This window comes from Flavobacterium sp. AJR (assembly GCF_002156885.1).
GTDB lineage: Bacteria > Bacteroidota > Bacteroidia > Flavobacteriales > Flavobacteriaceae > Flavobacterium.
Window position 1 is genome coordinate 1 of sequence record NZ_NCWQ01000028.1, and the last position, 23,503, is coordinate 23,503.

The window sequence follows — 23,503 nt, forward strand, 5'->3', positions numbered from 1 at the left end:
CTTTACTTTTGTAAATCCGTATCATCCGCGTCCCTTTATAGATAATCTAAGTTAGCAACTCTTTCTCAAAGTCCTAAAAAATCTGTGGCCTGTTTTTTAGTTTAATAGCTTCAACGCTTCAATTAATTTTTTATTTTCAGCTTCAGTTCCAATAGTTAATCGCAAACAATTTTCGCATAATGGCTGAGTCGTTCTGTTTCTTATAACGATTCCTTTAGCGATTAATTCATCATATCTTTTGTTGGCATCGTCTACTTTTACCAATATAAAATTAGCTTCAGTTGGATATATTTTTTCTACAAATTTAACATTAAGTAATACTTTAAGTAATTGCTCTCTTTGCGCTATTATTGCAGCTATTTCGGTATTAATTTTAGCCGTTTCTTTTAATCGTAAACCTGCTCTTTGTTGTGTAAGTTCGTTTACATTATAAGGAGGTTTTATTTTGTTTAAAACTGAAATTACCGCTGCCGATGCATAACAAATTCCTAAACGTATTCCTGCTAAACCATACGCTTTAGAGAGTGTTTGGGTGATTACCAAATTAGGATATTCGTCTAGTTCGTTAATCCAGCTTTCTTTTTTAGAGAAATCAATGTAAGCTTCGTCTATAACTACCAAACCTTTAAAATTCTGCAATAAAGCTACTACGCTTTCATCAGAAAATGAATTTCCTGTAGGGTTATTTGGCGAACATAAAAAGAGTATTTTGGTATTAGCATCTACAGCTTCTAATATTTGGTCAACTTTTGGTTGGAAATCTTCCGAAAGCAAAACCTCTTTATTTTCTACATCATTTATATTAGCCAGAACACTATACATTCCGTATGTAGGCGGCAATGAAATTATATTATCTTTTTTTGGTTCACAAAATGCACGAAACAATAAATCTAATACTTCATCGCTTCCGTTTCCTAATAAAATTTGGTTTAGGTTAATGCCTTTTTGCTTTGCTAAAACTTGTTTTACATTATTTTGCTGTGGATCTGGATAACGATTTACGCCGTTTTCAAAAGGATTTTCATTAGCATCCAAAAAAACCATATCGGCAGTATCAAAATCCTCAAATTCATCACGTGCTGACGAATAAGGCTTTAAGATTTTTACGTTCTCACGTACTAGTGTATTTATATCAAAATTTTTCATCAATTTAATTTTGTTCCTGCAAGGTTTTTAAAACCTTGTAGGTATGATTATTTATAACAAAGTTTATCACGAGTCTGATTACATAAAACCTACAAGGTTTTAAAAACCTTGCAGGATTCTAACCTCAAAGTCACCGCATTTTTATGAGCTTGTAATCCTTCGGCTTCAGCCATAATTTCAATAGCTTTTCCGATATTCTGGATTCCTTTTTCGGTTATTTTCTGGAAAGTCATCGATTTCATAAAACTATCTAAATTCACTCCACTATAATTCTTAGCATATCCATTTGTTGGCAAAGTATGATTGGTTCCAGAAGCGTAATCACCAGCACTTTCGGGTGTATAATTACCTATAAAAACTGATCCTGCATTGTAGATTCCATCCGAATAAAAATCATCTTCATTTGTACAAATAATAAAGTGTTCTGGACCATATTCGTTAATTAACTGAAGCGCAACAGTACTATTTTCGACAAAAATGAGTTTTGAATTTGCAATTGCTTTTTCAGCGATTGCTTTTCTTGGTAAAACAGCAATTTGCGATTGAATTTCATTTTCTACAGCATCAATCAGTGTCTTAGATGTAGAAACTAAAATCACCTGACTATCTGTTCCGTGTTCTGCTTGCGATAACAAATCCGAAGCTACAAAGGCTGGAACGGCGCTATCATCAGCAACTACCAATAATTCTGATGGTCCTGCAGGCATATCTATTGCTACGCCAAACTGTGTTGCCAGTTGTTTTGCCACGGTTACAAACTGATTTCCTGGACCAAATATTTTATAAACTTTAGGGATTGTTTCTGTACCAAACGTCATTCCGGCAATGGCTTGAATCCCCCCTACTTTTATAATTTTGGTTACTCCGCATAAATTTGCTGCATATAAAATAGCTGGATTTATTTTACCTTTTTTATCTGGAGGAGAACACAAAACGATTTCATTACAACCTGCAATTGCTGCCGGAACTGCAAGCATTAAAACTGTAGAAAATAAAGGCGCTGTTCCTCCCGGAATATACAAACCTATTTTTTGAATCGGTCTTTTTTCTTGCCAGCAATTTACACCTTCGGTAGTTTCGATAATGATTCTATCTGTTTTTTGAGCTAGGTGAAACTTGTAAATATTGCTTTTTGCTAGCTGAATAGCTTCTTTAAGTTCATCAGCAATCAAAGCAATTGCTTCGTTTATTTCGTTTTGTGATACTTCATTAGTGTCTAAAGCAATTCCATCAAATATCGATGTGTATTTAGAAACTGCTTCGTCTCCCTTTTTTTGTACTTCTTTAAATATTTCTTTAACCGTAGTTTCGATATCATCGATTGTTTTGGTTGGTCTTTTTAATATTTCCGACCAAGTCTCGGGTGCTGGGTTGTATATCTTGTTCATTATTTTTTTTTTTATGCTTTAAGCTTTAGGCTCTAGGCCATAAGCTTTATCAACTTTGTGTTCTCATTTTAGGGCTTAAAGCTTAAAGCCTATTGCTTAAAGCTAAAAAGCAACGCTTTTTATTAAAGTACCATTTTCTCGATTGGACATACCAAAATTCCTTCGGCTCCAACATCTTTTAGCTTGTCTATTACATCCCAAAAAGTGTCTTTATCGATTACTGAGTGTACACTACTCCATCCTTCTTGTGCCAATGGTAATACGGTAAGGCTTCGTAAAACGGGAAGTATCTTACCTACTTCTTCTATTTTATCATTCGGAATATTCATTAGTATATATCTTGATTTTCTAGCTCTAAGAACCGATTCTATTCTGAATTTAAGCGTGTCGATTAGTTTCTGATTTTCAGGGTTTATCTTAGGAGAAACGGCTAGAACTGCCTCGCTTTTTAAGATTATTTCTACTTCTTTCAGATTATTTTTAAACAAAGTACTTCCGCTTGATACGATATCTACAATAGCATCGGCAAGACCAATATTTGGTGCAATTTCTACCGACCCTGAGATTTGGTGAATGTCTACCGATAATCCGAAAGAATTAAAATATTCGTTAACCGTATTCGGGTATGAAGTTGCAATACGCAATCCGTTAAGATCTTTTATAGAATTGTATTCGAAGGCTTTAGGAACTGCAACTGAAACTTTGCATCTAGAGAACCCTAATTTTTGTGCAATTTGAATGCCTTTTCCTTTCTCGACCAATAAATTATCTCCAACAATGGCGGCATCTACAACTCCATCGATTAAATATTGTGGAATATCGGAGTTTCTTAGAAATAAAACTTCTAGCGGAAAATTTGTTGCTTCGGCTTTTAATTGGTCGTTTCCGTTATCTATCGAAATTCCGCAATCTTTTAAGATTTGAATGCTTTCTTCGTTTAAACGACCTGATTTTTGAATTGCAATTTTTAAAGTACTCATTTTAGTTTTTTAGTTTAAATTAATAATCTGAGTACAAAGAATTGGGTATAAAAAAACCCGTTTGATGTACTCAAACGGGTTTTTAAAATATGATGATTTACACGCATACCATTAACACATCGCCTGAGAGCAATTATGAAAATGATGATGATGTAATTGAATTAATAACATAACTAGAATTCTTTTTTTTCTTTGTTTCGTTTGCAAATATACTAGATTAATTAATTAAAAAACAATTTTTAATTTAACTTAAAGTGAGTTTATTGTTAAATTACCTAAATCTATCTGACTTTACCCTGTAAATACTGCTATTTATTTAATAAAAATTCTGTTTGATTTAATTGGTTTTGTTTTTATAAAAACCAAGTTTTAATGTCGTCCCTTCGTTTAATTTACTAGACACAGAAATAGTAATGTCTAGCAATAAACTTAATTTTTTTACAATAGACAAACCTAACCCCATTCCGTTAATATCGGGATGTAGCTCTGAATGTGAACGGAAAAATTGATCAAATACTTTTTGCAAATCATCTGATGGAATTCCTATTCCAGAATCGATTATCTGACATTCAACACCATCGGGAGTTTCTGCAACTATAATACTGATTTTTCCATTTTCGTGTGAATATTTAATAGCATTTGAAATTAAATTATTCATTATTATCGAAAGTAAATAAGGATCTGTGTCAAAACAATAATCTCTATTAAATTCTGTAACAAGATGAATATTTTTGGACTGTATATTTCCTGAAAGTTGCGAAATTGTTTCCAGAATCAAAGCGTTTAAATACACTTTTTCTATCTGTAAACTTTGTTTTTGATTTTCGAATCGTGCCAATAATAACAATTGATCCACTAGAATATTTAATCGGTCGACTTCGGCAATACAAAAATTTATTTTTTCCTCATATTCGTTGTTATTACGAGGTTTACGTATTAATACTTCAAGTGTTCCTTTGATTATTGTTAATGGAGTTCTTAATTCATGAGATGCATAGGATGTAAATTGTTTTTCTCTCTCTACTGCATTTTCAAGTCTGTCTAATAAGCTATTTATTGTTTTTGATAATACATGCAGTTCATCTCGATTTCCTGGTAGCGGAATCCTGGTTTTTAAATTGTCTTTGGTAATAATGTTCGACGTTTCGATAATAGTATTAATTGGTTTAATACTTCTACCTGCAAAAAATCTTGCAATAAAAAACAACAATATTAAAATAAGCGGAAACGCGATAACTAGTATATAAAATAAGTTATCGAGCACCAATGTAGAATCGGTTAATGACATGGCAATCATTAAATACCCGATTTTCTTTTGATTTATATAAATAGGAACCTGAATTTGCCTAACGATATTGTCTAATAACTTGGTATTAAACAATTCAAAATTTTCTTTTTGGCTATGAAATGTTAGTGTTTCAAGCTTTAAATTGGGAGATTTCTCTATGATTTTTCCATTTACATCCAAGAACTGGACAAAAACTGGGTTTACATCAACAGTATTGTGTTCGCGTTCGTTCCATTCTTCTACATCTATTAAAGTCAGTGTTCCGTTTTTGACTTTAATTTCGTCTAAATGATTCTTAATTTCTACGATGATATCATTATCGATATGACTGTAAACGCTTTGTTTTACAATGGAATAAATAGTAAAAAACACCACAAAAATTAATAATGCAGTAATGGTTATATAATTAAAAGCGATTCTGTCTTTGAACGAAAATTGTAGCATTTTTTAGTCGTTTGCGATGTAACCAATCCCTCGAATTGTTTTTATGTAATCTTCTTCGATTTTTAAATTCAGCTTTTTCCTAATAGCATTCATAAAAACATCAATAACACTTGTATCGTATTCAAAATTTATTTGCCATACATCTTGCAATATTTGGTTTCGTGTACATACTTTACCTTTATTCTTAACGAGATACGTTAGTAACTCAAACTCGCGTTGAGTAAGCGAAACACATGTATCATTTGTCATAACAGTATGTTGTGCCAAATTAATTTGGATGTTTCCAAGTGTAAGTATTTCAGGAGTTTTCTGGTTTCTGAAGTGAATTTTAATTCGTTCGACCAATTCTTCAAAACTAAACGGTTTTTTTATATAATCATTTGCTCCAGCTTTTAATCCCTCAACGGTTTCAAGAACAGTATCTTTTGCAGTTAAAAAAATGATTGGTGTTGTGGTGTCTTTTATCCTAATGGCTTTGCACAAATCTATGCCAGCGATTTTAGGAAGCATCCAATCAAGCAAAATTAAATCAAACTTCTGTTTTTGAGTTAATTCAAAACCAGCCAATCCATCCGAGGCTGTAGTAATTTGATATCCTTCTTCTTCTAAACCTTGCTGAAGAAATTGTACAATACCAGCTTCATCTTCGACTATTAAAATATGCATTTTTTGATTTGTTATATATTCTAAAATTGATACGATTGTCTAAATAAAATTTATTAAAACAAGCCTATTTGATAGTTTCAAAGATAAATGTTTTTTGAACTTAGAAAACACAGTGTTTGTACTTCTTAAATTAAAAATATATTATTGTAAGAATTGCATTCCATTTAAAAATCCTTATATTCCCTTAAATTAAAGATAAAAAGCACCGTCTTAAGACAATCTTAAGGCAATGCTAAGACTTACAAAAGGTTTGGTTAATAGCCGACTAATAGAAAGAATTAAATTTGCATTAAAATTTTTTAGATGTCATTATACAAGAAATTAGCCCCATTTTATTATCTCTCCTTCTTTTACCTACTAGTAAGTTTTGTATTGAGATTAGTTTTGTTTTTTCATCCAATAACCGAAACTTCATTTAGTTTTATTGATACCATAAAAATATTTGGATTAGGTTTTCTCTCTGATGTATTTGTTTTTATTATAGCAAGTATATTTTTAGGGTTGTATCTTATATTTATATCCAATACTAAATACTCAAAACCTAGAGGATATATTGTTTTTGGGGTTTTGGTAGCCATGACACTTTATGTAGCAAGTGGTAAAAGTATTCTTAACGAATATGGTGGTGCCTTACCAAAAATTGCACTTATCTTTATTACTATAAAAACAATTTTGTTTGGAGTATTTCTTTTCTTGCCTAATTATCGCAGCAAAATGAGATTTTGGCTATATTCATTTGTAATCTTTTTGTATGTGCTTTTAATTTTGCAAAACGGAATAAGTGAATATTTATTCTGGAATGAGTTTGGGGTAAAATATAACTTTATTGCCGTAAATTATTTGGTTTACACCAATGAAGTTATAGGGAATATTATGGAGTCGTATCCTGTAATTCCGATATTTTCGGCATTGTTTCTTGTTGCAGGAACTGTTACTTATTTTATCGTAAAAAAGACAAAAAACTGTATTGATAATGTTCCATCATATACCGAGAAAGTAAAAGTATCTGGATTATACATTACACTTCTGGCACTTTCTTTATTCATGATTCCACGCTTGGCACTTTGTGAAAATTCGAGTAATGTATTTTCTAATGAACTACAATCAAATGGGTTATATAAATTTTATTTAGCGTTTAAAAACAGCAGTTTAGACTATTTTAAATTTTATAAAACAATTCCAAATGCTGAAGCTTATAAAATCTTGAAACAGCAATTACCTACTATATCTGGCGAAAGCACTTTACGAAAAATACAAAGTGATTCTACCGAAAATCGAAAAAATGTAGTCTTAATAACTATCGAAAGTTATAGCGCCGAATTTATGAAACGTTATGGTAACGAAGAGAATATGACTCCTTTCTTAGATAGTTTAGCTAATAAAAGTTTAGAATTTACTAATTTATATGCTGTAGGTAACAGGACTGTTCGTGGTCTGGAAGCAGTTACGCTATGCATTCCTCCTACTGCTGGAGAAAGCGTTGTAAAAAGAGAAGACAATAAGAATAAATTCTCGACAGGATTTGTATTTAAACAAAAAGGATATACTACTAAATATCTATATGGTGGAGATGCTTATTTTGATAATATGCAGGATTTTTATTCAGGAAATGGATATGATATTGTAGATGAATCTAATTTTACGCCCGAAGAAATCACATTCTCGAATGTTTGGGGTGTTTGTGATGAAGATATGTCTAATAAAGCAATAAAGGTTATGAATGCTGAAGCAAAGACAAATAAGCCTTTCTTTAATCATATTATGACCGTAAGTAATCACCGTCCGTTTACTTATCCTAATGGAAAAATTGATATTCCGGGTGATATTAAATCTCGCGATGGAGGTGTAAAATATACTGACTATGCGCTAAAAAGATTCTTTGAAATGGCAAGCAAACAACCTTGGTTTAAAAATACTGTGTTTGTAATTGTAGCCGATCATTGTGCATCTAGCGCCGGAAAAACAGAACTTCCTCTTGATAAATATAGAATTCCTGCTTTTATTTATAGTCCAGGTTTTGTTCCTGCTCAAAAGTATAATACGCTAATGTCGCAAATAGACATTATGCCAACCTTATTTGGTTTATTGAATTTTAGTTACGAAAGTAAATTTTACGGTGAAGATGTTTTAAAACCAGATTACAAGCCTAGAGCATTTATCGCTACATATCAGGATATGGGATTAATAAAGGATAATGTTTTAACGATACTTTCGCCAAAGCAAAAAGTAAAACAGTTTCAGTTGAACCTAGTTCCGAAGAAAGGCGTTGCACCCGAATATCAGATATTCTACGACGAAATCCCTCTGACTAAAGAACGTACTGATTTGGTTAACGAAACAATATCTTATTATCAAACCGCTTCGGATATGTTGAAGCATAAGAAATATGAGTTTTAAGAGCTCAAAGGTACTGAGGTACTAAGGTGCAAAGGTGCAGAGGTTTTGAAAGCTTAATCGCAAAGTAAAAAGCAATAAAAAAGGCTCAAATTCAATAGAATTTGAGCCTTTTATCTTTTCTTAGAACCTTAGTAACTTAGTCTCTCAGTCCCTTTAAAAAAACCTCTGAACCTTAGTGCCTCAGAACCTTTGAACCTTTTTTTAGTCATTTTGGTTTTTCATTCCGAATAAATTCCCGCTTTGGTATAATTTTAAATCATCTCTTAAAGCTTGATAATTTCTTTGTGTAACTGCTGGAGCATCTAAATCGCTTAAATCAGGTTTTCCTGCATTTACCCATGCAGTATACCAAAAACTTGCAGTTGCTGTAATAGCTTTTCTCATCTGACTTTCAACCATTCCGTTTAACTCTTTATGTAATTTCTTAGCATAATCATCAGAGAAAACAGCCGAATTGTATTTGCTTTTCACAATTTTTCCTTCAGCATCAATTTTAAAAACCTGATTTTCTGGAGTTGCAGTTCTTAGTTTCTTATCAACGTCTAATAATGGTTGAACCAAACTATGTGTATCATTAATCATATCCCAAGTTGCTTTATGAACATCTTCATAATACTGTGCTTGTGGAACATTTAACTTGTAATTTTTAGCAAATAATTCAGGTAGTCTGCTTTCCCAAAGTGAATGAATCCCTTTTTGATCCGTTAATTGTCCGTCATGATTTGCAGAAGTATGCAACGGCATGTGAGCATCACCAATATAATGACCTAAATCAGCAGCAAGAAATAAAATTTCAGCTCTATTTTTATCTTTAAAAGCTTTGGTTAATTTAACCATCATTTCTTCAATATACCAAGGTAAAATCCCGTTTACATTTAGGAATTTATCGTCATATTTTTTCTTTGCTTCTTCTAAAGTTTTTGGTAAGCTATCTGCAGAACCAAAATTTTCCATGTCAAAATAATGTCTTGGATTTTCATCCTTATAATTCAAGGCATATTTACGAATATCTGGTACAGAAGCTTCTTGTGTAATAAAATCGATGTGATTGTAAAAGAAAACCTGAAGTTGGTTTGGCAAAGCCATAACTGCGGCTTTATTAATACGCTCATGACCAACAATACCCCAGGATAATGTCAAAAAACCAATTGCTAATGCGAATAATGCAATTAGTCTTGGTTTCATTTTAAAGTTTTTCATTTTTTATATTTATTAGGGGTGCAAAAGTATTTTATTTAAGTAGAATTCAAAACAATATTGCTAAAGATTATGTTAATTTTAGAAAAATAACTTTTTGTGAAATTGAATTGTTCTTTAAAGTAGATTTATTTTGTCTATGCAGTTTTTTAGTTCCGAGCGATTGCAAAAAAATGAAGTAAATAGTTGCGAACAATGGAACGCGGATAAAACAGATTCGCTAAGGCGAAAAACACTGATAAAAACGGATTTTCTTTTTGTTGTTTTTAAAATACGTTTTTATCAGTGGCTTTACTTTTGTAAATCTGTTTTATCTGCGTTCATTTCTCAAAGAGTTAAACTCTCGATTAAGATTATTAAGAAAAATGTATAATTGCTATTAATGCAACTGAAGCAATAAATACCCAAAGTAAAACTCCTTGTAGTAAAGGCTTCACCCCTACTGTTTTTAGTACGCTAAAGTTTAACCCTGCCCCAATTAAGAACAAAGTAACCGTTAGTCCTATTTTAGCAAGAAGTACCAATGTAGGGGCTATAATAGCGGTTTGGGGTACATACGTATTTAGTAACATAGCCAGGATAAACAATCCGATAAAGTATGGGATTTTAATTCTTGTTTGTTTGTTTTTAAAAAGTACAGTTGTAATAAGCGCAATCGGGATAATCCATAAAGCACGCGCTAGTTTTACTGTTGTTGCGATTTGTAAAGCTTCTGCACCAAATTTATTAGCTGCTCCTACTACTGAGCTTGTATCGTGAATTGCAATGGCACACCAAAGTCCGAATTCTCTTTGTGATAGGTTTAATTCATGTCCTATATATGGGAATAAGAACAAAGCGATAGAATTTAGTATAAAAATTACTCCCAAGGCTACCGAAGTTTGTTTTTCGTCTGATTTTATTACTGGAGCAATTGCCGCAATAGCACTACCGCCACAAATAGCAGTACCACAAGAGATTAAGTGGGATGTTTTCTTGTCGATTCCAAACCATTTTCCTAAGAAAGTTCCTAGAATAATAGTACTAAAAATTGATGCAATGGTAAGAACCAATCCTTCTTTTCCAGCCGATAATGCGCTAGTTGCGTTCATCCCAAATCCTAAACCTACAACCGAGAATTGAAGCAAAATAGTAATTGCTTTATGATTGAAATCTAAAAATGGGTTCCCAGATAAGTTTGCTACCAATAAACCTAATAGTAAAGCGATTGGCGGAGATATAATTGAAGTAAGACAAAGTAATATTAGAAAAACAAAAATGACTTGTTTTGAAATTGTACTAATCTCAAATAAATGACTCGCTGTTTGTTGTTTTGTTTTCAAGGTAAAAGTATTTAATAATTACAGTACAAAGGTCTGTAGTTATTACAAGATTTACCAATCGTAAAATGCAATCGTCTATAACTTCAAGTTATAGTAGCTAGACATATTTTTTATAAACAACTCTGTAAGTGCATCCGATTTTCCGTGTAGCGTGATAATATAAAAGTATCTTTCAATCGTTAGTTTTTCTATATCTAAAACCACCAATTCATTGTTTTTTAATTCTTTATCTACGGCATGTATAGACATAAAGGCAACACATTCAGAATTTAAAAGATAGGATTTAATACTTTCTGTACTTCCTAATTGCATTTCAATTTGCAATTCTAATAACTTGATATTGAATTGTTTCAAAGCATATTCAATAACTTCAAGTGTTCCAGAACCTCTTTCACGAGTTATAAAACGTAGGTTTAGTAAATCAGTTAATAGAATCTCTTTTTTGTTAACCAAAGGATTTTTACTGCTGCAAACCAAAACCAATTCATCCTTTAAAAACTCGGTATATTTAATAGATTGATTTCTGGATTGCCCTTCAACAATTCCGATTTCTATCTCTTTATTGATTAAAGCGCTCTCAATTTGCTCGGTATTTCCGTTTAGTAAATTGACTTTTATGTCTTGCAATTTCTGATGAAAGCGTGCTAGTAAAGGTGGAATAATGTATTGAGAAATGGTTGTACTTGCTCCCAATCGCAATAATCCCTGACGCTCATTGATAAACGTACTCATGTCAAAATCGATTTCCCGATAAATTTCGAATATGTCTTTGGTATGTTTCAAAAGAATTTCACCAGCTTTGGTCAAAGTAATTTTAGAGCCATTTCGCTCAAAAAGCTTAGTTTTATAGGTTTCCTCTAATTCCTGAATATGCTTAGAAACAGCGGGTTGCGTAATATACAATTCGGCTGCAGCTTTGGTAAAACTCAACCTATTTGCAACAGCAGAAAATACTTTTAGCCTAAAATCCATAATCCTAAATTTTTAATTCGTAATCCACTTTTCTCCACAATATTTTTTTGTAATAAAATAATTTTAAAATTTACAAAAAAAGTTCAGGTCGATACTCAAAATGCATTGTGTCATAATGTTTCCAATTTCCTCCCCAAATAAAGCCATATTTCTCAAAAATTGAAACTAGCTTGAGGGGAATTTGATTTCTATACGAAAGAGTAGCTTCTTCATTTTTACATTTACAATCCCATTGCCAATAATTGGAATTTTTGACATTAATATCTATAGTCATTCCATAACTATGCATACTCAATCGGTTTGTTCCAGAAATTTTCCTCCAACTAAATGTACCTCCAATAGAATTAATATATTTTTTAAATTCTGGATTATTATCTAATTCTGCCGAGAGTTTTTTAACTATTTTGTCAATTCCATTTACGGTTGTTACTTTTATTTTTTGATTGACTAATTTTGGACACCAAATAATTTCAGTCATTTTTGATTCAACTTCTGCTTTTGAATTTCCGTAAATTTTCTTAAAAAAAGCTTCATTTCGAATTCTTCCCGCATCATCCTTTGGTATTAAATTCTTATTTGCTTTATTATAAACAAACTTAAATTGATCCTCAATATCCGGATTATCTAACAACTCTTGATTCGTTTTATTTTTAAAATCATCATAAATCAAATTTGATTTATCACTAAAAATGATTTTATTGTCTTTATAACCAACAATTTGATCTGGATATGCTTTAATTAATTTTTGAACATTCAATGGAATTTCCTGAGAAAAAACATTTTGAAATATAAGGACTAAAAAAAGGAATCGTTTCATTTAAAAACGTTTTAATTGTGAAGAACTAAAAGTCCATTCGGGTGTTTTAAGAGTGGTTCCAAAATCGACAGCGTACCAAGGACTCAACGAACTATTATTTGGGTTTTTCAATATTTGAATTTCCTGTGCTGGCATATAACTTTGTGCTAAAAGCATAATTTTTTGGTTGTTTTTTGGATTCACAGCTATATCAACCACAATAACAGCGTGACCTGGAAAACCTCCTTTTATAAAAACATCTCCAATTTTTATGTCTGAAACATTAATTGATTTCAGTTCTTTTTCTAACGAAGCAGTTCCTGCATACATAAAAACCATCTCTAAGTATTTCCAATAGGTTTCATAAGTGTCAGATGGTTTTGCCGTTTTTACCCAACTGGTTTTGTTGCCTTTAACTGCAATTCTGTAACCTGCGACCCATTTACTAAAATCAACTCGAAAACCATTTGTGAAATTAAAATGTATTTTATCGTACTGTTTTTGACTATAAAAATAATCCGCTCGCAAACGCATCACGGCATCAGCACATTGATGTAAATCCTGTTTTCCAATGGGTAAATCCACAACCGCATCATAAACATTTCGATTTGATTTTTCAGTTCCATTAAAATACAAAACATTTGAACCTGAAGGTTTTAATGGAAGGTTTCGCAAAAAAGATCCAAACGAAGTTTTAGGTTCCTCTTCACGTACAAATCCCTGAGGTACTTGAAAACGTTGCTGAATCGTGTTTTCCAAAAGATTAATTTTGGTAGTATTATTTGTCTTTGAAAATGAAAAAAAACAAAAAAATACCATTAAAATTGCTACAATAAACAAGAATTTAACTTTCATAATTTAGACTTTTAATTCATTACTACAGGATTACAAAAAGCTAGAAGGAATTCGATTATATTACATTACAACAATCCGTTATATTTTCTAACAAACCATTCGGTTGCTAATGCAATAGCGATTAAAATTAAAAGCCAAACCCAATCAATCAAAGGAGTTTTGGTACTCACATTCTTTTGAATTGCTTTGTATTCTGGATTTTCTAAAAGTGTTTTTATCAATGCATCCGATTGGTCTTGAAAAAAAGCTTTTCCATTTGTTTGTAATGCCAATTGTTGTAATTTCTGAACGTCTGGATTTACAAATTGTTTTTCGATATCAAAATCTAATATTTCGAAACGACTTGAATATGTGATTTTTGAATTTAATTCTTTAACCGAGAAAGAATATTTCCCTGCAGGAAGTCCATCTAAGTTTACCGAATAAGAATTATTTCCTTTTAATAAATCGTAATTTTTAGTTTGCTTAGTTTCTGTATTGGTTACAGAAATAGTAAGATTGGCTTTCTCATCAAACTCATAGTTTTTATTAAAATATTGAGCATTGATTTCTAGTGCATCTCCCGAATTATAAAAGCTTTCGTGATTTACAACTAATGATTTTTTAGTATTATTTAATGCTAAATATTGGATGATTTTATCAATAAAAATATCATATTTAGCAAACGACTGATTATCGATATGACTTTGCATGCGCCATTTCCAAGTATTCTCTCCTAATAGATAAGCATTTCTTTTTCCTTGATTTTCCGTGAAAGCCAATAACGGAGCATTGGTTGCTACATTTCTTATTTTTGACGAAAGTAAAGTCAAAACATTTCCATTGGTAGTAATTGTTCCAAATGAATTTTGCAAAGGTGGAAAATTTTCAAATCCGATTTCTTCAGCAGCAAATAAATTAAACTGTGAATTGAATTCAGCCAGATAATCTTCTTTCTGACTGCTCATTCTAAATGTGAAAGCAGTTTGTTGCTGATTCAGAAAATTAAAATCGGTATTATTTCCTGTTATAATAAAGGTATTAATTCCTGCCGCTTTATTAGTATCAAAAACTGTTTTGAATGCAGCAGTTGGTTGGTATAAAATTAAAATATTATAATCTTGTAATGATTTGATTTCATTTGGCTTGACCAAAACAACTTTACGTTGCGCATTAGATTCTATCGAACGTTTTAAAGCCGCAACGTCTGGATGATTTATTGCTGAAACAATCGCTACAGTTGTTTTTTGATCTATAATTTCTACTGCAAAATTCTTAGTATTGTTATAGGAGTTTTTTTCTTTTTCGCTTGACGAAATAGTCGCTTTAAAAATCTGTACTCCTACTTTATCTGCAGGTAATAATATATTTAAAGTAGCCGTTTTTTTTGATGGAGAAAAAGAAACTTTCTCTTTGGCTAAAACAGTATTTCCTTGCGAAATCGTAAAATCAGAATTTATGCTCTTTGTTCCTGAGTATTGCAAGAATACTTCAACCGGGAATTTATTTTTATAAAAAGCGTATTTGTTTACGTTGAGCTGATTAATTTTTAAATCCAGAAAAGTAGTTGTATCTCCTACAATTACAGGATATACTTTATTATTTGGATCAAAACGATACACATAATCATTTCCTGTAGTCTGATTTCCGTCGGTAATAATTACTGTTGGAAAAACTACATTCTTATTGATGCTTTTTAAGTTTTTGGCAATTTCGTCTAGATTAGTCTGCGTTCCTTTAAAATCAAATTCTTCCGATTGTTTAAAGTCTGCATCAAATTGATACGATTGAATTTCGTACTTATCTTGTAAATCTTTATTCGACGTTAATTTTTTATACAATTCAAGAACTTTCTCTTTAGTATTTAAAGCGGTTATAGAACTTGAATTATCCACTACAATTGGTAATGGAGTTTTTATGATTTCTAACGAGTTCTTGGTAATTATCGGATTTATCAATAAAACCAATATCCCAAAAATGGATAGAAAACGTAAAAAAGCCAAAAACAAAGTCAGTTTTGATTTGCTTTTGGCTTTATAATAATATTGAAAAAACGACAAACCTCCTGCAATTACTAATGAAAGTACTAATAATAGAATCGTGTTTGTAGTCATGTTTTTTTATTAAAAGATTTAATAATTGAAAGATTTAATGATTGAAAAAACAAAATCAGTCGTTATTACTCAAATCTATAAATTATTGAGCGATAGCAACCTAAATCTTTACAACTAAAACCTTTGAATCTTTGTTACTCAGAACCTCAGTACCTTCCTAAGTAAGCATTCCTCCACAAACATTAAGAACTTGTCCTGTAACGTAAGCACTCATATCTGAGGCTAAGAAAAGACAAGCGTTTGCAACATCTTCAGTAGTTCCTCCACGTTTCAACGGAATTCCTTCTCTCCAACCTTTTACTACATCTTCGCTTAATTTTGCAGTCATTTCTGTTTCGATAAATCCAGGAGCAATTGCATTACAACGAATGTTACGAGAACCTAACTCTAATGCTACCGATTTTGTAAATCCGTTAACACCTGCTTTAGATGCAGCATAATTTGTTTGTCCAGCATTTCCTTTTACTCCAACAACACTACTCATATTGATGATTGATCCAGAACGTTGTTTCAAAAATGTTTTTTGAATAGCTTTTGTCATATTAAAAACTGATTTCAAGTTAACATCAATAACTTGGTCAAAATCAGCCTCAGACATACGCATTAAAAGGTTGTCTTTAGTAATACCTGCATTATTTATCAAGATATCTACAGTTCCAAAATCAGCTAAAACAGCATCTACAAAAGTTTGAGCTTCAGTAAAATCTGCTGCATTCGATTGATATCCTTTTGCTTTAATACCTAGAGCGTTTAATTCTTTTTCTAAAGCCAAAGCCGATTCTACAGATGAACTGTATGTAAAAGCTACATTTGCACCGTGTTTTGCAAAAACTTCAGCAATTCCTTTTCCTATTCCGCGGCTTGCACCAGTAATGATGGCTACTTTTCCTTCTAGTAATTTCATATTAAGGTATTCGTTTTTTATTTTTGAAATACAAATATAGATTATTTAGGCGTTTTATAAAATTTGTAATACAAAAAAGCCTCACCGAAGTGAAGCTTTTTTATAAGTTAGCTATTATATAGATTATTCCTTAATAAATTTTGTATTAGATGTTCCTTTATCTGATTTAATGCTAAGGAAATAAGTTCCCGTTTTTAATGGAGAAACGTCTATCGTTTTAGTGTTTTTCGCATTTGGAACCGCAATAACCAATTGTCCTAAAAGATTATAAACTGCCATTGATTTAATTTCTATATTACCTTTTGCAGAAACATTCAAAATCTCTTTTGCAGGTACTGGATATACGCTTAAATAATTTGAAAATTCAAAATCCTGAATACCTAAAGTTTTAAAAGTTGATATAGCTTTATTGGTAAGTATAGGAAAATTATAATCAAAAAAGATGTTGGCTTCATTCTGAAAACTATCGCTAACAGAAAGTGTTGGTAACGTTTTTATTTTAAAAGCAATATAACCATCATTGTTAGCATTATCAAACGGTAATTGAATATTCTCAAAAATGAATTCGACTTTATTTTTATTTGAAATTTTGGTAATATACGAATGACTTGCATTCGTAGGTATTAAAGTCGAAATATCGAATTTTGTTAAATCGATAATATCTGTTACCACTACATTTTGAGCAGGATATGTACCTGTATTTTCAAAACGAATCATGTAATGCACATATTCACCTATTAAAGAAGGTGTAATTACATCACCTTCTAGACACGTTTTATCATTTGGATCGTAAGAACCCACAACTTTTTGATTTAAAGTAAATGTATTATCATTTGGCGTTTCGTCAGCATCTGATGAACTGATTGTTGCAGTATAACTAAGGATATCATCATTGTTTACTGCAGGAGTTTCCATAGGAGAATTTACATTCAATGTTATTGTTATCTCTCTAGTTTCAAAAGACTTTAAATCAACAAAACTCCAGGAAGCATTATTTATAGCTTGGCTTGAAGAAACTGAACTTGAACTTACTATATCCAAAATAGCGTCATTATAAGTAAGGCTCACACTACCCGATTGGGTTACATTTCCTTTGTTTTTATAAATGATTTTGTAACTCGCATCAAATCCTGGTCTTGCTGCTTCTATTGGTAATAAAACTATTTCTAAGTCTTTATGAACTTTATTAGGAGATAGACAGAAGTTTTGTAAAACTTGACCTGTAAAAGTAGGGTTGGTTTGTATAGATGATGGATAAACGTTAAAATAGCTTGGGTTTTCTAATAAAGGCGTAATAGTATGACTCCCTTGAGGAACTGAGATAGAATAATTTCCAGATTCATTGGTTATAAAATTCCCTTTTGTTACCCCATCGGTAATGGAAAATTTCACATTAGAAACATTGATATCTGATGCATCGCAACCATTATTGTTTTTATCCAGTGCAATTTTACCCTGAATTGAATAAAGAGGTCCTCCAGGAATAAAAGAACAATAAGAATTTACAACACAATTAACATTACCATTCTTTATCAATGATTCACTATACATTGATACTTTATAATCATCTGTACAAATATATTTTAAATTAGGCGAAGGATGATATGAAAAACTTGAATATTTTTGAGTACCATTTTTCATAAAAATAGTCTCTAGAAAAGGACTATTGTTTATTGTAAAATACCCTATTTTACCTAAATTCTCAATATTTAATGTAGTAAACTCATTGCTACCGCAAGCTAACATCTCAATTTTGTTTAGACCTGATAAATCTAATGTCTTTAATTTGTTATTTGTGCATTCTAACCACGTCAAATTTACAGATCCTTTTAAATCTAAATTTGTCAAATAATTGTTTTCACATCCTAACATTGCTAATCTTGTAAGTCCATTTAAATCTAAAGTAGTTAATCCATTGTTTCCACAGAATAATGAATATAGATTTGTTAATCCTTTTAAATCTAATTTAACTAGTGGATTACCACCGCATGATAGATCCGATAATTTTGTTAATGAAGAGATATTTACGTTTGTTAGTTTGTTATCATTATAACCTAAATGGGTTATATTATTTAGTCCTTCTATATTTAATTTATCTAATAGATTATTACCACAAGATAATCTCTCAAGATAAACTAATCCTTTTAGATTCAGATTTACTACCTGATTATTAGATAAAAATAAGTTTTGAAGAGAAATCATATCGCTAACGTCTAATTCTGTTAACTGGTTTTCTGAGCAATCTAAGAAAGATAAATTCTTAAATTTTTTAATTCCCTCTAAAGTAGAGATACTTGATTTTGTAATAATAAGACCTGCAATTTGTAAAGCTTCAGATTCTTGAATTTCTCCATCTCCATTTAAATCAATTTTTGTATACTCACCATTAAGCTTTTGAGCTATTTTGTTAGTTACATCCGCTTCAAGTAATTTGGCTTTAAAATTGGTGTCCGGAATATTGATAATTTGAGCATTAACAGAAGAAATAAGAGTTAAAGTAAATAGTAGTAAGTAATTTTTTATCATGTAGGTTTGCTTATAGGGTAAATATATAAAAATGAAATTTTGAAACAATTTTCTAAAAAAAAGCCTCACCGAAGTGAAGCTTTTTTATATTTTTATTAGGAGCATGACTAGAAAGCTACATTCCACCTTGGCAATCTACCTTTTTCATCTAAGAAATCTTGTAAAATTTTCCCCTCTATGTAAGTTGGGATTATTTTTACATCAGCATTAAAAGTCTCGTACCAAGAAACTTCTAATCTTTCGATTCCTTCCAATTTCATTTGAGCTGGCCAAGAATATTTTCTTCCAGTTTTTGCAAATTGGTGACCATTTACGATTTTATCGTGTAATCCACCATTTTTACTTTTTAAGGTTCCGTCGTTTTGTACGGTTCCTGTAGAAGCTACCATGATTAATTCTTTGTCATCACCATTAACAGCGTAAACAACAAAAACACCACTTCCTGATTCAGAAGCATTACAAACTTCTTCTAAACTATCGTCTTGTGTGTAAGTAAAATTTCCTTTTACTGTAAACTTTTCTAATTCTTTATACATATTTCTTCTAATTTTTCACGAAGGCTCTAAGATTCTAAGAAACTAAGTTGCTAAGTGTTTGTTATATTCCATACATTCTATTAATGTAAAAAAAGTCTCAACAAATATTGAGACTTTTTTTTGGAATTTATTATTTTGAATATTAGAGATTATCCTAATACTTCTTTTACTTTTTTACCAATTTCAGCTGGAGAATCAACTACGTGAATTCCGTTGTCTCTCATGATTTGTTTTTTAGCTTCAGCTGTATCATCAGTACCACCAACGATAGCACCTGCGTGACCCATTGTACGTCCTGCTGGAGCAGTAACTCCTGCGATGAAACCTACAACTGGTTTACGGTTACCATCAGCTTTAATCCATTTAGCAGCATCAGCTTCTAATTGTCCACCAATTTCACCAATCATTACGATACATTCAGTTTCTGGATCGTTCATTAACAACTCAACAGCTTCTTTAGTAGTAGTTCCGATAATTGGATCTCCGCCAATACCAATTGCTGTAGTAATTCCTAATCCTTGTTTTACAACTTGATCAGCAGCTTCATAAGTTAAAGTTCCTGATTTAGAAACAATACCTACAGTACCTTTTTTGAAAACGAAACCTGGCATAATTCCAACTTTAGCTTCACCTGGAGTAATGATACCAGGGCAGTTAGGTCCAATTAATCTAGCGTTTCTTTCTTTTACATAGCTATTAGCTTTAATCATATCTGCTACAGGAATTCCTTCTGTAATAGCGATGATAACTTTAATTCCAGCGTCAGCTGCTTCCATGATAGCATCAGCAGCAAATGCAGGTGGTACAAAAATGATAGTTGTATCTGCTCCAGCTTGCTCTACAGCATCTTGTACTGTATTAAAAACCGGACGATCTAAATGTGTAGTTCCTCCTTTTCCTGGAGTTACACCACCAACAACATTAGTACCGTACTCAATCATTTGAGAAGCATGGAAAGTTCCTTCGCTTCCTGTAAATCCTTGAACAATTATTTTGGAATCTTTATTAACTAAAACACTCATGATATATATTTTATGTAGTTTTTAAAATTGTGATGCAAAAGTAAGGTTTTGTAAATTATTTTAAACCTTTTTATTATCAAAATATCTTATAATAATTGACTCATTTGATAACCTCTGTATAATTTATTGTCTTTTATTTGCCAAATAGCCATAAAATGGGCTAAAAGCATTTCTTCTCTAGGATTTTCTATTGTTTTTACATAATGAGAATATCGTACAGAAACTAAATCATCTTCTTCTATAATATGACTAATTCTTACTTTAGAACGTACGTAAGCTCTGCCTAATTCGTTAGATAAATCTAATACACCATTGTAGTTCAACTGGATAGGTCCTTTTGTACTATGCCAATCAACTATTACCTCAGGATGCAGATATAATTTGAAAGTTTCACTATCAATCAATGCATCCGATTTATAAAATTTCTGAACAAATTCTTTAGCAGTCATAGTTATTTTAATTTATTAAGAATTTCTGGAATTTTCTTGATATTAGCTAATTGTTTTAGCTTTTCTCTAGATTCTTCTATTGGTGTACCAAAATAAGACTTCCCTCCTTCTACAGATTTAGTAACTCCTGTTTGTCCCATTATTACAGCTTTCTCTCCTATCGTAATACCACTTGTTGTACCAACTTGTCCCCAAATTGTTACTTCGTCTTCGATAATTACACAACCAGCAATACCAGTTTGTGAAGCAATTAAGCATTTTTTACCAATAACGGTATCGTGCCCAACATGAACCTGATTATCTAGTTTAGTACCTTCTCCGATAGTTGTATCACCAGTAACTCCTTTATCAATAGTACATAATGCACCAATGCTAACATTGTCTTTTATTACTACTCTTCCGCCAGAAATTAACTGGTCGAAACCATCTGGGCGTTTTTTATAATAAAAAGCATCTGCACCTAATATTGTTCCTGCATGAATCATGACATTGTCACCAATTACGGTATGATCGTAAATAGTAACATTAGGATGTATTAAACAGTTTTTACCGATTGTAACATTGTTTCCAATAAAACAATTAGGCTGAATAACGGTTCCTTCTCCAATAGTTGCAGAAAGAGCGATAGATACATTTGTTGCCTGAAAAGGTCTAAAATGTTTAGTTAGGGTATTAAAATCTCTGAACGGATCATCAGAAATTAGTAGTGCTTTACCTTCGGGACAATCAACAACTTTATTGATTAATACAATTGTTGCTGCCGAATTTAAGGCTTTGTCGTAATATTTTGGATGGTCTACAAAAACAATGTCTCCAGGCTCGACAACATGAATTTCATTCATACCTAGGACTTGGAAGTTTTTATCACCAACAAATTCGCAATTAAGCAAATTTGCAATTTCTTGTAAAGAGTGAACTTTTTGAAATTTCATAATTTATAATTAGTTTTTAGTCTCAGTTTTTAGTCCCAGTTTACAATCGATATTGATGTTAACTGGGACTAAAAACTAATAAAAACTACTCTTTTACACGCTCCATGTAAGAACCAGAAGCAGTATCAATTTTAATTTTATCACCTTCATTAATAAACAAAGGCACGTTTACTGTAGCCCCAGTTTCAACAGTTGCAGATTTAGTAGCATTTGTTGCTGTATTTCCTTTTACTCCTGGCTCAGCATAAGTAACTTCTAAGATTACAGAAGATGGCATATCTACAGATAAAGGTAAATCAGTTTCAGTATTTACCTGAACCATTACACTTGTTCCTTCTTTTAATAATCCAGGTGCATCCAGGATGTTTTTATTCAAAGAAATTTGCTCAAAAGATTCAGTATTCATAAAATGAAATTCATCTCCTTCAGCATATAAAAACTGGTAATTATGTGTCTCTACACGTACATCTTCAATTTTGTGTCCTGCAGAAAATGTATTATCTAATACTCTTCCTGTAGTTAAACTTCTTAATTTCGTTCTTACGAAAGCTGGACCTTTTCCTGGTTTTACGTGAAGAAATTCTACGATTTTATAAATATCGTGATTGAATTTGATACATAATCCGTTTCTAATATCTGATGTTGATGCCATTTTGTTCTTGTTTTATTTAATATTTTGTTTAATCGTTAAATCGTTTATCTGTTTTCGATGTAACGAATAAACAAATAAACGATTAAACTTTTATTTAATAATTTCCTGAGTATCCTTTCATAATACCACGTGATGAGTTTCTGATAAAATCTAAAATTTCATCTCTTTCTGGAGTTGCCTCCATTTCACCTTCGATTATGCTAAGTGCTTGGGTTGTGTTGTAATTTTTTTGGTATAAAATTCTATAAATTTCTTGAATTTCTCTAATTTTATCTGTGCTAAATCCTCTTCTTCTTAAACCTACAGAATTGATTCCTACATATGATAAAGGCTCTTTTGCCGCTTTTGTATAAGGAGGAACATCTTTTCTTACCAAAGAACCTCCAGATATCATTGCGTGATCCCCAATATGAATAAATTGGTGAATTGCAGCTAAACCACCAATCACGGCATGGTTTCCTACAACTACGTGTCCTGCCAAAGCAACACCATTTACAATAATTGCATTGTTCCCAATTTCGCAATCGTGAGCAATATGTGCATAAGCCATAATTAAGCAATTATTACCAAGGATTGTTTGTCCTGATGCAACTGTACCACGATTAATCGTAACACACTCTCTAATTGTACAATTATCCCCTATTATAGCCAAAGAATCTTCTCCTCCAAACTTTAAATCTTGCGGTACGGCAGAAATTACCGCTCCTGGAAAAATATTACAATTTTTCCCTATTCGCGCGCCTTCCATTATGGTTACATTTGAACCAATCCAAGTACCATCACCAATAACTACATTATTGTGAATTGTTGTAAAAGGCTCAATTACAACATTTTTAGCGATTTTGGCGCCAGGATGAACATAAGCTAAAGGTTGATTCATCTGTATTTTTTATATTTTAAATTAAAATTGTCTTTTTTTGAAACAATAAATCTAAATA

General features: G+C 31.5%; 20 protein-coding genes. 1 reads left to right on the top strand and 19 read right to left on the bottom strand.

Annotated elements, in window-relative coordinates; all coding sequences use genetic code 11:
* Positions 1-96: 96 nt before the first annotated feature.
* The 5 genes from hisC to B8T70_RS08940 form a co-directional block, all read right to left on the bottom strand.
* Positions 97-1,146, bottom strand: coding sequence for a histidinol-phosphate transaminase (gene hisC, locus B8T70_RS08920; RefSeq protein ID WP_086894643.1), 1,050 nt, complete (start codon positions 1,144-1,146; stop codon positions 97-99).
* Between the two features lie 89 nt (positions 1,147-1,235).
* Positions 1,236-2,534, bottom strand: coding sequence for a histidinol dehydrogenase (gene hisD, locus B8T70_RS08925; RefSeq protein ID WP_086894644.1), 1,299 nt, complete (start codon positions 2,532-2,534; stop codon positions 1,236-1,238).
* A gap of 122 nt (positions 2,535-2,656) precedes the next feature.
* On the bottom strand, positions 2,657-3,514 hold the full coding sequence (gene hisG / locus B8T70_RS08930; RefSeq protein ID WP_086894645.1) for an ATP phosphoribosyltransferase: 858 nt from the start codon (positions 3,512-3,514) through the stop codon (positions 2,657-2,659).
* Positions 3,515-3,851: 337 nt separating this feature from the next.
* Entirely contained in the window at positions 3,852-5,246 is a 1,395-nt protein-coding gene (locus B8T70_RS08935; RefSeq protein ID WP_086894646.1) for a cell wall metabolism sensor histidine kinase WalK, read from the bottom strand.
* A gap of 3 nt (positions 5,247-5,249) precedes the next feature.
* Positions 5,250-5,912: a response regulator transcription factor gene (locus B8T70_RS08940; protein WP_086894647.1), complete on the bottom strand. Its 663-nt coding sequence runs from the start codon at positions 5,910-5,912 to the stop codon at positions 5,250-5,252.
* 303 nt (positions 5,913-6,215) lie between these two features.
* On the opposite strand from B8T70_RS08940, the gene B8T70_RS08945 reads away from it, so the two are divergent.
* On the top strand, positions 6,216-8,309 hold the full coding sequence (locus B8T70_RS08945) for an LTA synthase family protein (protein ID WP_086894648.1): 2,094 nt from the start codon (positions 6,216-6,218) through the stop codon (positions 8,307-8,309).
* Positions 8,310-8,510: 201 nt separating this feature from the next.
* On the opposite strand, the gene B8T70_RS08950 is transcribed toward B8T70_RS08945, so the two are convergent.
* The 14 genes from B8T70_RS08950 to lpxA all read right to left on the bottom strand — a co-directional run bounded on the left by B8T70_RS08950 (position 8,511) and on the right by lpxA (position 23,445).
* A complete protein-coding gene (locus tag B8T70_RS08950; RefSeq protein ID WP_086894649.1) occupies positions 8,511-9,509 on the bottom strand; it encodes a zinc dependent phospholipase C family protein in 999 nt (332 codons plus the stop codon).
* Between the two features lie 353 nt (positions 9,510-9,862).
* Positions 9,863-10,828 carry a YeiH family protein gene (locus B8T70_RS08960; RefSeq protein ID WP_086894651.1) on the bottom strand — a complete coding sequence of 322 codons (966 nt, stop codon included), beginning with the start codon at positions 10,826-10,828 and terminating at the stop codon, positions 9,863-9,865.
* Between the two features lie 75 nt (positions 10,829-10,903).
* Complete coding sequence (locus B8T70_RS08965) at positions 10,904-11,800, bottom strand: LysR family transcriptional regulator (RefSeq protein ID WP_086894652.1); 897 nt, start codon at positions 11,798-11,800, stop codon at positions 10,904-10,906.
* 70 nt (positions 11,801-11,870) lie between these two features.
* Entirely contained in the window at positions 11,871-12,617 is a 747-nt protein-coding gene (locus B8T70_RS08970; RefSeq protein WP_086894653.1) for a M15 family metallopeptidase, read from the bottom strand.
* Positions 12,618-13,451, bottom strand: coding sequence for a DUF4846 domain-containing protein (locus B8T70_RS08975; RefSeq protein ID WP_086894654.1), 834 nt, complete (start codon positions 13,449-13,451; stop codon positions 12,618-12,620).
* 65 nt (positions 13,452-13,516) lie between these two features.
* A complete protein-coding gene (locus B8T70_RS08980) occupies positions 13,517-15,544 on the bottom strand; it encodes a hypothetical protein (protein ID WP_086894655.1) in 2,028 nt (675 codons plus the stop codon).
* Between the two features lie 157 nt (positions 15,545-15,701).
* Positions 15,702-16,448 (bottom strand): 3-oxoacyl-[acyl-carrier-protein] reductase, encoded by a 747-nt coding sequence (fabG, locus tag B8T70_RS08985; RefSeq protein ID WP_035624079.1) that lies wholly within the window; start codon positions 16,446-16,448, stop codon positions 15,702-15,704.
* A gap of 123 nt (positions 16,449-16,571) precedes the next feature.
* Positions 16,572-18,974: a T9SS type A sorting domain-containing protein gene (locus tag B8T70_RS08990; RefSeq protein ID WP_086894656.1), complete on the bottom strand. Its 2,403-nt coding sequence runs from the start codon at positions 18,972-18,974 to the stop codon at positions 16,572-16,574.
* A 107-nt stretch (positions 18,975-19,081) separates the two neighbouring features.
* Positions 19,082-19,510 (bottom strand): hypothetical protein, encoded by a 429-nt coding sequence (locus B8T70_RS08995; protein WP_086894657.1) that lies wholly within the window; start codon positions 19,508-19,510, stop codon positions 19,082-19,084.
* Positions 19,511-19,659: 149 nt separating this feature from the next.
* Positions 19,660-20,532, bottom strand: a complete 873-nt coding sequence (sucD, locus tag B8T70_RS09000; RefSeq protein ID WP_035624087.1) for a succinate--CoA ligase subunit alpha — start codon at positions 20,530-20,532, stop codon at positions 19,660-19,662.
* A gap of 86 nt (positions 20,533-20,618) precedes the next feature.
* Entirely contained in the window at positions 20,619-20,981 is a 363-nt protein-coding gene (locus tag B8T70_RS09005; RefSeq protein WP_039112002.1) for a nuclear transport factor 2 family protein, read from the bottom strand.
* Between the two features lie 2 nt (positions 20,982-20,983).
* Positions 20,984-21,913, bottom strand: coding sequence for a UDP-3-O-(3-hydroxymyristoyl)glucosamine N-acyltransferase (locus B8T70_RS09010; RefSeq protein ID WP_086894658.1), 930 nt, complete (start codon positions 21,911-21,913; stop codon positions 20,984-20,986).
* An 85-nt stretch (positions 21,914-21,998) separates the two neighbouring features.
* Positions 21,999-22,565: an elongation factor P gene (gene efp / locus B8T70_RS09015; RefSeq protein ID WP_039112000.1), complete on the bottom strand. Its 567-nt coding sequence runs from the start codon at positions 22,563-22,565 to the stop codon at positions 21,999-22,001.
* Positions 22,566-22,659: 94 nt separating this feature from the next.
* Positions 22,660-23,445, bottom strand: coding sequence for an acyl-ACP--UDP-N-acetylglucosamine O-acyltransferase (lpxA, locus tag B8T70_RS09020; protein ID WP_035624097.1), 786 nt, complete (start codon positions 23,443-23,445; stop codon positions 22,660-22,662).
* Between the last annotated feature and the right edge of the window lie 58 nt (positions 23,446-23,503).